9 protein-coding genes are annotated in these 13,626 nt (G+C 38.0%); 3 read left to right on the forward strand and 6 right to left on the reverse strand.

The window, feature by feature from the left end:
- From JL102_RS06970 to JL102_RS06980, 3 genes are read left to right on the forward strand one after another with little or no spacing between them, the layout of a single operon-like run.
- Window positions 1–1,185, forward strand: coding sequence for an MFS transporter (locus JL102_RS06970; RefSeq protein WP_237390460.1), 1,185 nt, complete (start codon window positions 1–3; stop codon window positions 1,183–1,185).
- A 30-nt stretch (window positions 1,186–1,215) separates the two neighbouring features.
- Window positions 1,216–3,678 (forward strand): GNAT family N-acetyltransferase, encoded by a 2,463-nt coding sequence (locus tag JL102_RS06975; protein ID WP_237390462.1) that lies wholly within the window; start codon window positions 1,216–1,218, stop codon window positions 3,676–3,678.
- Complete coding sequence (locus tag JL102_RS06980) at window positions 3,659–4,741, forward strand: heparan-alpha-glucosaminide N-acetyltransferase domain-containing protein (protein WP_202243544.1); 1,083 nt, start codon at window positions 3,659–3,661, stop codon at window positions 4,739–4,741. Before JL102_RS06975 ends, JL102_RS06980 begins: the two co-directional genes overlap by 20 nt.
- A gap of 60 nt (window positions 4,742–4,801) precedes the next feature.
- Here the strand turns inward: JL102_RS06980 and JL102_RS06985 are convergent, their stop codons facing one another.
- The 6 genes from JL102_RS06985 to JL102_RS07010 all read right to left on the reverse strand — a co-directional run bounded on the left by JL102_RS06985 (window position 4,802) and on the right by JL102_RS07010 (window position 13,398).
- Window positions 4,802–5,653 carry a CheR family methyltransferase gene (locus tag JL102_RS06985; RefSeq protein WP_202243545.1) on the reverse strand — a complete coding sequence of 284 codons (852 nt, stop codon included), beginning with the start codon at window positions 5,651–5,653 and terminating at the stop codon, window positions 4,802–4,804.
- A gap of 65 nt (window positions 5,654–5,718) precedes the next feature.
- The gene (locus JL102_RS06990; protein ID WP_202243546.1) at window positions 5,719–7,422 is read right to left on the reverse strand and encodes a methyl-accepting chemotaxis protein; all 1,704 of its coding nucleotides are present in this window, start codon (window positions 7,420–7,422) and stop codon (window positions 5,719–5,721) included.
- Between the two features lie 48 nt (window positions 7,423–7,470).
- Window positions 7,471–7,977 carry a chemotaxis protein CheW gene (locus tag JL102_RS06995; protein ID WP_237390464.1) on the reverse strand — a complete coding sequence of 169 codons (507 nt, stop codon included), beginning with the start codon at window positions 7,975–7,977 and terminating at the stop codon, window positions 7,471–7,473.
- A complete protein-coding gene (locus tag JL102_RS07000; RefSeq protein WP_202243547.1) occupies window positions 7,967–10,000 on the reverse strand; it encodes a chemotaxis protein CheA in 2,034 nt (677 codons plus the stop codon). Before JL102_RS07000 ends, JL102_RS06995 begins: the two co-directional genes overlap by 11 nt.
- Window positions 10,001–10,005: 5 nt before the next feature.
- Window positions 10,006–10,380: a response regulator gene (locus JL102_RS07005; protein ID WP_202243548.1), complete on the reverse strand. Its 375-nt coding sequence runs from the start codon at window positions 10,378–10,380 to the stop codon at window positions 10,006–10,008.
- 366 nt (window positions 10,381–10,746) lie between these two features.
- On the reverse strand, window positions 10,747–13,398 hold the full coding sequence (locus tag JL102_RS07010; RefSeq protein ID WP_202243549.1) for a glycoside hydrolase family 2 protein: 2,652 nt from the start codon (window positions 13,396–13,398) through the stop codon (window positions 10,747–10,749).
- Window positions 13,399–13,626: the final 228 nt, after the last annotated feature.

Below are 13,626 nucleotides of genomic sequence, written 5' to 3' on the forward strand. Positions count from 1 at the left end.
ATGTCTTTACGTTCTTTCCTTATAGGGATGACTTTGATCTCTGTAGTCAGCGACTCCATGTTACACCCATTTTTCCCTCAGTTTTTTGAGGGGACTTTTGGGAAGGATGATCCGAAACATGTAGGTTATTACATAGCAGCCATGTGTTTAACAGTGATGTTTGCCTTTCCCTTTTGGGCTTATGTAGCTCGGCGCATTGCAGAACTGAAATTACTTGCATGGACACAGTTGGCCGCCGGCCTTTTGTGTGTGTACTGCTTTTGGACTACTTCGCTCGTTGGGTTTTGGATAGTTTCTCTTTCTATGATTGTTTTTAAGGGGAGCTACCTGCTTATTTACCCTTACGTAATGAGCCTGGAGCAGAAGGATAACCATACCAGTACGGTGGGTTTGCTATCAGTTATAGTTCATTTTGGCGCTATAGTGGGAGCAGTTTTGGGAGGTTTGGTGGTTGATTCGTTTAATCCCAGATACATATTTCTGGTAATGGCTGCCGGTGATTTTATTCAGATTTTCGTAAGCATTTACTTATTGAGAAGCTCCCAGTATGATACCAGCTATAAGGCTCCTGAAAAAGAGGAAGGTGCAGGCAACCTAGTCCCTAGGGGGTTCATATTAAAACTTGGCATTATTACCCTCTTGCTTTACGGCTTTGCTTATATGATAAGGCCATTCTTCTCACTTTACTGGGAGCAAATATCACAATATGATAGCAAGTTGATATCAGGAACTATCTACGCTATACCTGGTTTTGTGGCACTATTAGCTCTTTGGCTGGAGAAGAAGCAACAGGTGGGGAATAGTACCTTGAATGCTATTGTACCTTCATTACTTCTTGGCATAGTAGGACTAATGTTACAAGGTTCGGGCGTTTCATTAGTGGTAATAGCTGGCCGCTTAATTTACGGGTGGGCCATTTATCAGGCGCTGGTGAAATTCGATGTATTGCTATTTGAACTGAGCACCCCAAAATCTTATGCTACAGATTATAGTAAAATCCATTTTTTTCAAAACCTGGGAGTGCTCATCGCATCATGTAGCGTAGGTGTTCTGGTAGATAATTTTGGCCTTTATATGCCTTTCTGGACAGCGACCTGTGGCTTTGCTATCACTTTAATACTCTACCTGCTGGCTTTTAAATCTGAGACTATTACCTCTAAAAAGCCTTCGATGAGCAGTAAGTAGACCTTAAACCATATTTAAGAAATATATCTTATGAATATTCAGACTAATATTAATAAAGAACCTGTTTTTACTAAACACATAGAAGGGTACGGCACATTTACGCTTCACCCTTTTGATTTGGAGGCAGACAGCCCATTTATCCATGATTGTGTAAATAGAGAATATGCCCGCTATTGGGACATGATGGATACTTCTCTAGAAGATGTGAAGAAGACCTACTCCGAAATTGTAAATAGCCATACGGAGGTTTACATAGGCTACTTTGATAATAAAAAGGCTTTTTTGTTAGAAAAGTATAATCCTGCTCAAGACCTAATAGCTGATTATTATGAAGTACAATCAGGTGACTGTGGCATGCATATTTTGGTGGGGCCCGCGGAGCAGCCGAAAGCTAACTTCACCTGGCATGTTTTCAATACTATCATGGAATTTATTTTTAATGATGATCAAGTAAATCGGGTTGTAGTAGAACCAGATATTAGAAATGAGAAAATCCATGTTCTTAATACCCGCGCTGGTTTTCAGTATGATAAGAAGTTGAACTTACCTCACAAAACCGCTCATTTGGCTTTTTGCACCAGATTGGATTATCAGCAAGCGGTTAAGTATGAACTCCTTAAAAGCGGGACAGTTCCATCTAGCCTTGGTGACCCGTTTAATGCAGAAGACGCTGTGCGTCACCTGTCTCAAGCTCATTGGCAAAAGGCAAATGTTATGTTTATAAAAAAGGCCATAGCTGAGTTTACTCATGAGCTTATTTTGCAGCCTCATTTGGTGCAGAAAGAAAACTCAGGAAGTCATCATTATGCTTTAAGTGCAGATAAGCCAGGAGTCATTTATTATTTCCAAGCCAGGAAAATGGCTTTAGATCACTGGTCTATCGATGAGAATACTATTACCAAAAAACTAAACAACGAGCCTGTAGATTTGGATGGAGTTTCATTTATTCTGGATTTCAAGGAGCAGCTGGGTATTCCAAAAGAACTTTTACCCACTTATATGGAGGAAATAGCCAGTACATTATATGGGAGTGCCTACATGCTTGAAAAAAAAAGTATGTCGGCAGCAGAGCTGATCGGTAGTGGATATCAAGAGATAGAACATGCTATGACGGCTGGCCACCCTTGTTTTGTAGCAAATAATGGACGTATAGGTTTTGATGCTAAAGACTATAAGGTGTATGCGCCAGAGGCCAATACTCCTTTCCATATCATATGGCTGGCGGGTCATGTAGATAGAACTCATTATGCTCATGTGGAAGAGCTGCCTTATCAAAACTTACTGGAGCAGGAGCTAGGTAGGGAGCAGGTGGAGGCTTTTAAAAATCAGTTGGTTAACCAAGGCCTTAACCCCGAAGATTATTTCTTTATTCCTGTGCATCCGTGGCAGTGGTTTAATAAGCTAGCGAGTATATTCTCTCCTGATATTGCAAATAAGAAACTAGTTTATTTAGGCAAAAGCCATGACAAGTATTCGGCCCAGCAGTCCATCAGAACATTATATAATATTACCAATACCCATAAATTTTATGTAAAAACCTCACTATCTATTCTCAATATGGGCTTTATGCGTGGTTTGTCACCGTATTATATGGGAGGTACACCGGCTATTACAGAATGGGTGCAGACTGTATTGGGTAATGATGAATACTTAAAGAGTCAAGGGTTTGAGATGCTAGGAGAGATGGCTACCATGGGGTACCGTAATTTGTATTTCGAAGAGTTGGGCAAAACCAGTGCTTATAATAAAATGTTGGCCGCCCTGTGGAGAGAAAGCCCGGTGCATAAACTTGAAGAGGAGCAATCGCTAATGACCATGGCGGCCTTGCTTCACATTGACCAGGAAGGAACGGCTTTAGTAGGTGAATTGATCAAGGCTTCAGGTCTGGTTGCATCTGACTGGTTAAAAAGTTATTTAAAATGCTATATGAAACCGCTTTTACACTGCTTTTATAAATATGATACCGTGTTTATGCCGCATGGAGAAAACATTATTCTTATAATGGAAAATCATGTTCCTGTAAAAGCTATTATGAAGGATATTACAGAAGAAATGCAGGTGCTAAGCGACGAGGTAGAGCTGCCCGGAGATGTGAAAAGGATCTATGCTGATGTGCCTCATTCGGTAAGGCTACTTTCCATTTTTACTGATGTGTTTGATTGCTTTTTTAGATTTTTAAGTGCTATTATGGAAGAGCATGAAGTATGTGAAGAAGAAAATTTTTGGAATGCTGTGGCTGAAACTATTCATGAATATCAGCAGGAATGGCCGGAGTTTAATCAAAAGTTTGCCGATCATGATCTTTTTACTTCTGAATTCGCACGTTCTTGTTTAAATAGGCTGCAGCTCAAAAACAACAAGCAAATGGTAGACCTGTCAGATCCTGCTGCTGCCTTGCAATTTTATGGTACTTTAATAAACCCAATAGCCTCATATAAAGAAAAACAATTGACCAACCTAAGCTTAAATACCTATGAAAGCGAAAGCAAGTGAAAGAATAAAAGCTATTGATTTTGGAAGAGGGATGAGTGTGCTGGTGATGATACTGGTGCATACTCTTTGGGTTTATGGCAGTATAGAAACTCAGCGGGATTCTATGCTAGGGCATGTCATTCATATTTTAGGCAAGGGTACAGCTATGTTTCTGGTATCAATGGGGGTTTCTTTCGTACTTTCTAGTCGGCAGAGCGTCGCAGGCTCTATGAAAAGAGGCCTCATTATTTTGGCTGTAGGCTACCTCATGAATATTCTCAAATTTATTGTGCCTTTAGAGATTTTTCATACGATGCCAGAAGGTTTTCTACAAGATTATGGCTGGACTCGCCCCTTAAGCGCTGGTAAGTTGATATGGTTAGCGTCTTTGGGTGATATCCTACAGCTGGCAGGTTTATCCTTATTTTTTATGGGTTTGGCCAATCGATACGTCAAAAATAAATTTGGCTTATTAATCATAGCATTACTTATAGCCTTACCATCACGCTTTCTCAGTGGAGTTTCTACTGATATCACAGGGCTTCATTATCTATGTGAGTTATTATTTAGTGATGGCTGGCATGTATACTTTCCTGCTTTTCCGTGGATGTCATTTATGTTTGCAGGTATGTTCTTTGGCAGGTGGTATAAGGAGTTGCAATACGATCAGGATCTTCTCTTTAAAAAAATGCTTATTTGGGGAGTAGTTCTTTTATTGATTGGCGGAGGGCTGTGTTATTATGATTTTAGCTACCACTTCGGAGATTTTTTCCATCTGGGGCCTGGTGGAGCATTCTACTTATTAGGATTAAACTTGGTAGTCTTTTGGCTAGTACATCTGTGTGTTAAAAATGCAAAAACCAACTATTTCCTGGGGCTTACTTATTATTGTAGTAAAAATGTAACTTCTATGTATGTCATACAATGGACACTGGTTTTTTGGGGTACTATGATATTTGGTTATAAAACTCATTCCCCTCTAAGCACCGTTTTGATTATGCCTATAATTGTAGTGGCCACTTTTGGAGTGAATTACTTATTTAAGTTAGCCAAGAAAAAGGTCATGAAGGCTGTCCCTTCATGAGCAAAATGGCGCTGGAGTTGAATAACGCATGAGTTGATCATATTAATACAGGATGCCAGATTATCTTGTTTTCAGGTATCCTGTATGAATTTTTTGAACAAGAGGAAGATCCATTCCCATGATAGATTCTGAATGACCTAAAAATAGATATCCACCTGTTTTAAGGCATTGGGTGAGTTTAGTAACTACTTTTTCCTGTGTTTCTTTGTCAAAGTAAATAAGCACATTTCGGCAGAATATAATGTCGAAGCTTTCGTGTGTAGGGTAGCGCTCATCCATTAGGTTAAATCGGCTAAATTTCACTTTATCTCTAATGCTTTTAATCAAGCGAACTTTGCTATGAGACTTATCTTTACTTCTTAGAAAATACTTTCTTTTCAGATCAATAGGAACAGTAGATATTCTGCTTTCATCATATATAGCCATTTGTCCTGTTTTGAGCACATCAGTACTGATGTCTGAGCCAATGATGGAATAGTGTAGTTTATGCTCTGATTGTAAGTTAAACTCTTCCATAGTCATGGCTAGTGTATAGGCTTCTTCTCCGCTTGAGCTGGCGGCACTCCATATTTTTATTTCTCTTTCTTTTTCAATAACTGCTTGCGGAAGTATTATACTGCGCATGTAATCGAAGTGAGATTTTTCCCTGAAGAAATCGGTTTTGTTGGTAGAAACCAGGTTAATCATATAGACTACCTCTTCATGTTCCTGGTCATTACATACTTGCTCTATATATTTTTTGAATGAAGGAATACCGATCTTCCGAAGATGTTTTTGAAGCCGGCTCTCTAAAAGTACTTTTTTGGCTATCGGGAGGTTAATGCCATAGTGAGCATAAATGAATTTGCTGAGCTTATTAAACTCACTCATATTCATTTGGATATTAATCATAGGATCAATAGGAGTACGCATATTTATTTATATGAGAATATCCCGATATAGTATGTAATCTTACTATATCGGGATAGTTTTAGTTATTAATACTTTTCAAAATCACTGTCTAAATTGTCAGAGGAGTCATTCATTATCAGGTCAAACCCTTTGCCTTTTGCAGGTTTAGCCGGAGCCTTTACCTTCGGCTTGGTAGACTTTACATCTTTATGACTGGTGAAAATGTTCTGACTATGATCTAACTCTTGTGTGTTTCCCAGGTTGAAGAAAGCAATAGCTTCTCTAAGTGTGTCTGATTGGTTATTCAACTCTTCTGAGTTAGATGCCAATTCTTCAGCACTGGCAGCATTTTGCTGTACTACAGAGTTCAGCTGTTGTATGGCTACGTTAATCTGGTTGGCACCTTCATTCTGTTCTGTACTGGCAGAGCTAATTTCAGCCACCAGGTTAGTGGTTTTTTCAATTTCAGGCACCAGCTTGCTAAGCATTTCACCAGCAGTACGCGCTATTTTTTCGCTTGAATTAGATATTTCATCTATTTCCTTAGCCGCGTTCTGGCTTCTTTCAGCAAGTTTTCTGATTTCGGCAGCTACTACAGCAAATCCTTTTCCGTGCTCACCAGCTCTGGCTGCTTCTACTGCAGCATTAAGCGCAAGTAAGTTGGTTTGACGAGCAATCTCACCTATGATTGTATTTTTCTTCACAATAAGATTCATAGAATCAACTGTTTCTATTACTGCATCATTAGATTGCGCCACTTGTTCATTTGATTTTCTGGCTATTTTTTCTGTTTCTCTAGCATTGTCAGTGTTTTGCATAATGTTAGAAGTCATTTCTTCCATTGAAGAAGAAACTTCTTCTACAGAGCTGGCCTGCATAGATGCACCTTCAGATAACTGACCAGCCGCCGCGCTTAATTCTACACTGGCTTTATTAATATATTCAGCTCCTTTTTTTACGGTCCATATTACTCTTCGCTGGCTTTGTGCCATGTCATCCATTTTCAGTAATAAGAATCCTATTTGATCCTTTTTGTTGTACTCACTTCTGTCAATAGATATTCTTAAATCACCATTAGAGATTTTTTCTACTATTCTAGCTGCCTGATTTAAAGGTTTAGAAATGCTGTTTTTTAAGAAAAGACCACCAGCAATAATAAGAACCATCACCAGTACCACTATAATCATAGAGTTACGGAAAATACTTTCACTTAATGATATACTCGATTCATAAGATTCTTCTGATGCCTGTAGGCTCAGGTCTGTATATTTATCCATAGCAGATCTCATCGGCTCGAAGGATGCCATATAGTCTCCATAGTATAAATCAGTGGCTTCTTCATATTGACCATTTTGAAGCATATTTACTAAGCGATCGGATAGCATATTCCATTTTTTATGCTCCTTTCTAAAATTTTCATCGTAGACATCATATTGATTGTACTTATCGTTTTTGGTGAATGCAGATATTTTGTAAAACTTGGAATATCTTTCTTCTACCTGATCAACGTTTTCTGCGATTTCGTTAAGGGCATTGTTAAATTTTGAGTTATCTCTTTGAATGTTTTTAGATAACGCCTGAGCTACAGCAATGCTTGATTGGTAAGCATCTCTGTCAGCCTCAATTAAGTAGTCAATACTTAATAGGTTGTCATTATATATTTTTTCTATTTCAGCCTTCAAACTCTGAGTTTGCAAGCTATTGAACACAGCTCCCGAAACGGATACTAGCAGTACAAATGCGAATATACCGACGATACGCTGATTAGTAGTAAATCTTGATCCTTTCATTATAGTCTTTCTTAAAAAATAAATGTTGAATGTGAGTGAAAGAGTTTTTTAGTCTCTTTGTTGTTCTTGGTTATTTTCTTTAATGGCTTCAATCTCTTCAATTGAAAAAGTATGGTCTATATCTAGTACCATTACAAAATCATCTCCTTCTTTTAGAAGTCCCTGAATAAACCTCATGTCGTACTTAGAATTTACATTAGGAGTAGGCAGCATGGTTTCTTCATCCATCTCCAGTACTTCGAGTACCTGGTCTACTAGAGCTCCGAAATACATGGTTTTTTCATCAATAATCATATTTATGACTATGATGCAATGGTCCTTGGTGAGTTCTATAGGAGTAAGTCCAAACTTGATTCGTGTATCAATCACAGGTAAAACCTGACCTCTAAGGTTAATGACACCTTTCATATAGTCAGGAGCCTTAGGAACTTTGGTAACCCTTGGTACCTCCATAATTTCTACGACCTTATCTACCCCCAGCGCAAACACTTCATGGTTGAGCTTAAAGGTTAAATAAGCTTTCATTTGTTTTGTAGCTGTTGCTTCATTGTTCATCTATCATATTGGTTAGTTTTTCCTGTTCTATTAACTTGTTTATATCCAGTACCAGAGCGATGGACCCATCTCCCAAAATGGTGGCACCAGATATAAAATCCTGATCTTTATAGTAATCGCTTATAGGTTTAAGTACCGTTTGGTAATTACCTATGATTTCATCTACAATGAGTATAATGCTTCTTTCTCTTCCCTGAATATTTATTCCCATACCTTTTATGGGTACAGGGGTAGTATTAAGAGTCATTTCTTTACGGATATTAATAAACGGATGGGGTTCATTATCTACCGTAATCCATTTACTTACATTATTGGCGAGCAAATTATAAGGCACCTCATAGCACTTATGTACCATAGCTAGCGGCACTATGAAATGGGTGTCATCAGCTTTTACCAGTAGGCCGTCTATAATAGAGAGCGTTAAAGGTACTTTAATGGTAAAAGTGGTTCCTTGTCCTTCTTTTGAATGAATGTCAATAGATCCATGTATTGATTCGATATTTTTCTTCACTACATCCATGCCTACACCTCGTCCGGATACATCCGTAACATTTTGAGCGGTAGAAAAACCAGGTATAAAAATTAGTTGAAATACCTCCTGATCTGTTAATGCTTCCTCTGCGGTGATCAATCCTTTTTCAATGGCCTTATTTTTAATGGCCGGTATGGATAGTCCTTTGCCATCGTCAATAATGTCAATTTGCACTTTAGTGCCAGAGTAAAAGGCATCAAAAGTGATAGTTCCTTTGACAGGTTTCCCTTTTTCAATACGCTCTTCAGGGGTTTCTATCCCATGATCCACACAGTTTCTGAGCATATGCATGATAGGGTCAGAGAGTGTTTCAATAAAGGTTTTATCTAACTCAGTCTTTTCCCCCTTCACTATGAAATCCACCTCCTTATCCATTGCCAGAGCGCAGTCTCTCACCATTCTATGAAACTTGCCTGTCATTCGTTCTACAGGTACCAGAGTCATATCGAAAGAGATATCTCTTAATTGCTGAATGTGCCTATGAATGTTTTCCGCTAGGGCTTCAAGCTGCGAATTGTTTGATTGTGAAGCCAACAGGTGTAATGAGGCCTGATCAGTCACTAGTTCGCTGACCAGGTTCATGAGATCGTCAATCTTTTCAGAAGATACCCTTAGGCTACTATTCTTTTTTTGCTTTTTATCCGTGTTCTGTTTGCTTTCTTCAGTGTCTAAAGTGTCTTTTAAAGAACTTACATACTGAGTAATTTCTTCTAATTTTTGCTCAGAGGGAATTTTTTTAAGCACCTTTAGCAGCTCATCAAATCCCATTTCTTTGAATAGATCGAAGTTGGCTACTTTATGAATAGAGGTAGTTACTTCATCTTCAATGAAGAGAAATTCGGCAGAAATATCTTCTTTAGTGATTTGCCCTGAAATGTACAGATCCCACCTGCTGATAAGAGCCTCATTATTTTTATCTCTTTCTTCTACTATTTCAAGCGTTGTTTTATCAGCCAATTCCTCGAAAATCTGGAATATAGGATGAAATGAACCTGAATCAATGGGTTCTGTCGGGTTCAAGGAAGCGTAATAGGTACTTATATTTTCTTGGTCTTCCTGGTCTATGTCAGCCTCTAGCAGTGCTTCTTCTTTTTCCTGGTTATTTTGTTTAAGGGTTTTAATGACATGATTGGCTATTTCATTTACCTCTTCCAGTATTTGCTTATGCTTTTTAGTTTTAGTGAACTGATCTGATTCATTCATCATTTTCCTGAGATGATCCAGATAGTTCAAGGTTTTAGTAGTAATTCCCGGTTCATTATGAATAACCTTGTTACGAATTCCGTCTAGCACATATTCGATCAGGTGGGCAAAATCACCTAATTCTTTAAAGGAAAAAATGTGAGCCGCTCCCTTGAAGGTATGTAATGACCTAAAGGCCTCTTCTATATCTTGAAGATCAAAAGATCTCTCGAAAGAAAGGAGAGCCTGCTCAGCAATTTCCAGCTGTTCAAGTGCTTCTTCTCTAAATACTTCATCGTGCTTAGACATGAAAATTACTTTTTGTTAATTGTATAGCTGATCATTCCTATAAAGCTTTCGATCTTATAAGGCTTTTGAATCCAGGCATCTAGTCCAGCTTCTTTGGCTAACCTTTTCTTTTCAGTATCTTGCTCACTGGTGAGAAGTATAAATGGGTGCTTTTTTAATTTGGGATCACCTTTTACAGCACGTAATAATCCCAGCCCATCCATGTTTGGCATGTTAAAATCTGAGAGTATTAAGTCCACTTGTAGTGCGCCGCCTTTGAGCTTATCAAGAGCATCCTGTCCATCAGAGGCTTGTTCTGTTTTGAACCCATGACGCTGTAGGGTTTCAGCGACGACTTGCCTTATACTGGCGAAGTCATCTACGACTAAAATAGTGTGCATTTTGATTTGGCAGTTTGTTGGTTATCATTATTTAACCATTGCTGACAATGCTGATGCCATTTGGTTAAATATCTGAAAATCAGACATATATGTATTTTGCCAAAATGTTAAATTTCCCTTAATAGGAAAATTTTACTTAATATAGATTTATTATTCAATAATGGTGAAACATTGAATAATATTCGTAAAAAGTAACTTTAAATTTGTAATTGTTTGTTGTGTTTGCTGATGATGCTGTGTAGCTGCTTTATGAAGTAGAGCAGTAATCTTAAAAAAGAGAGGCAGCTATCAGTTTTACCCAAGGAGAATACGAGGTGGAAAAGATAAAAAGGGGAGCACTGCTGTAACTCCCCTTTGACTAGGTGGCTATTGAATCTGGATATGTTGATTGCTTACATTCCATCCCTCAATTGCAATTTCTGAATTACTAAGATCAATGGTCGCAGGGTCATAATCTATAGTGATGGTTTTACTTTCTTCTGCTATCACTGATACATAATTGTCATCATAGAATACTGGTAGCACTCTTTTACCTGTTTTTTTGTCTACTACAGATATTCTATTGAAAAAGGCTACTGGCTGATTCGCATTTTGGCTTAATTTCACTTCAATTTTTCCTTTAGCTGTTTTTTTAGCTTCAACGTTTATTGAGGTGGTTGGCATATTTTTAATGCCGCTGTATTCACCTTTTGCATCAGGCACCCAATAGAAGTTTTCTGCAACAGGTTGCTGATTCATATCTAGTAGTTGGAGTCTCAGGAATATCCCTTTCTCTTTAGCTACTTTATCGAGATAGTTTTTTACAGATAAGTATTTTTTACTGGAAGAGGGCTCAATACCAACTATTACCTGTGTAAATAGCTCTTTATTTCCCTCCATATCTACAGATTCAATACGAAGCATGAGGTTGTGGTAGGTATCAAAAGTATTGTTTACCGCCATAACCATGCCGTCAGTATGGTTATACATAACGTGTACAGGCTCACTTCCTTTTCTAAGTCCGTACAGGCAAGCGTTGGGATCAAGATAATAATCGTACATCTGCCCCCTCATAGCTGTCCATGGGTTTTGGGTTTTCCAGATAATGGTACCTGTATACCAGTCCCATATGTGCGAACTAAAACCTTCCATTAAGGCTCTGTATTGATTATAGTTGACTAATTGGGCCTTCCTTCCAAAGTCTTCGGCATCTTTAGCATCTCCATATGGCCTTATATGGTGTTCATAACCTATGTATTTATGGTAGTCCCATACTTTGTCTACGGTAGAGTCATTGAAAGTAGGGGGGACCAGATTTTCTTCGGGTATAAACCTTTTGAGCGATTGAATATCTCCAACGCCTACTGAGCCTACTTCAGAATTAAATGGCCATGTCTTATGGTTCCAAAATACCTCAGTATCCTGAATAGTGTAAGGGCCATCTCCATTGCCTCCCAAGAAGTTAAAGGACATGCTGTCTGCGTTAGAGTAGGTAATAAACCACCTGGTTCCATCTTCTTCTGGAAGCACTTCATTTTGCAAAGCGTCCATAATATCTATAGGAGGGGTAATTTCATTACCTCCACAGTATATCGCTAATGAGGGGTGATTTCTTATCATTTTCACCATGTCACGAGCTGATTCTATGAAAAGATTATGATCATCAGGATATTTTCTTCTGGTCCATTGATCTTCTAATTTCATAGGATCTAACCATTTACCATTACAGTCAGCCGAAATCCAGAAATCCTGGATCACTAATAAGCCATACTTATCGCATGCTTCATAAAACTCTGGTCTTTCTGTAAGAGCACCTCCCCATATCCTAATGAGGTTCAGGTTCATGTCTTTGTGAAATCTTATTTCGGCATCGTATCTCTCGGGAGTAAACCTTAGCATAGCATCAGAAATAATCCAATTACCTCCTTTAATGAATACTTTCTTTCCGTTTACCATAATTTGCATACTTCTGGTATGATCATTCCATTTTCTGGTGATTTCACGCACTCCAAATTTTATATTTTCTTCATCAGAGATACCTTCTTTCTTTTCTTTGAAAGTAAGCTTTATGGAATATAGGTTTTGTGGGCCAAGCATATTGGGCCACCATAGTTTAGGATTTTTAATAGTGAATTCAGGCAATTGTACTTTGGTAGTACTATTGGCTTTAAGGGTAACATCTTTACTTACAGTTTCTCCATTCAGCTCATATGATAACGTACCTTCCACGTTTTTTTTGGTGGCATTTTCTAGTTCGGCGGCAACGTCAAGAAAAGCATCTGGTTGAATTGCTGAATCACTACTTCTTTCACCTGGTACTTTAGTAATAAGGTGTGGGTTTTTCACGTTTACTGAGCCTGTTTTTTCTATTGTCACTTTGTCCCAAATACCAGTGTTTCTATCTCTGATAGGCTGTATCCAGTCCCAACCAGCAACATATTGATGGCTTACATTTTTTGCTATAATACCATCTCCACCCTGGCCTCCATTAGGGTTGCCTACTTCATCAGGAGGGTAAACGATAACGGCTAATCTGTTTTTTCCTTTATCTTTTAAAAGACCTGTTATATTAAAGCTTTTTCTTAAGAACATGCCTTTGAAGGGCTGAGCATTCACTTTGTTGCCGTTTAAAAATATGTCGCAGCTGTAGTTAATTCCTCTGAAGTTTAGCCATATCTGCTCATTTTTCTTTGATGACACTTCAAAATCATTTACAAACCAATAGGTATAATGATCTCTTCCTGTTTCATAAATATCTGGTATATCCAGGTTATTCATTCCATAAAAAGGATCTGGAATCTTTTTATTATTCAATAGTGTAGTAAGCACTGTGCCCGGAACGGTGGCTGGCAACCATGAACTAATATCATAGCCAGTGTCTGATAATTGCTTCCCGCTAATAGTAACCTCTTTTATAGGAGCACACTTCCAACCGGAGTTGAGCTCTTCCATGTCTTGTCCATGAGCTTGCCATGAATAGATCATTGCAAAAGTAAGTAGAGGGATAATGAGTTGTAATTTAAATTTTTTAAAAGTCATGCCGAATAGATAAGCTTGATGTAAAGTATTTGTGCGCGCACACATTATTCAAATTTATAAATAAAATTTAAAAAATCTTTGAGTGTGTCTCGTTTAATCATTTAAAGATGAGAAAATATGTTCTGTGCTCAAAAAATGCGCATTTTTTAAATATAAGTCTCTTTATTAATTCAGAATATTGTTTTGTGTTTGCGTACACAAAGCTTAAAAATAATGATTTTATTCTTT

It is taken from the genome of Fulvivirga sediminis, assembly GCF_016757215.1.
Lineage (GTDB): Bacteria > Bacteroidota > Bacteroidia > Cytophagales > Cyclobacteriaceae > Fulvivirga > Fulvivirga sediminis.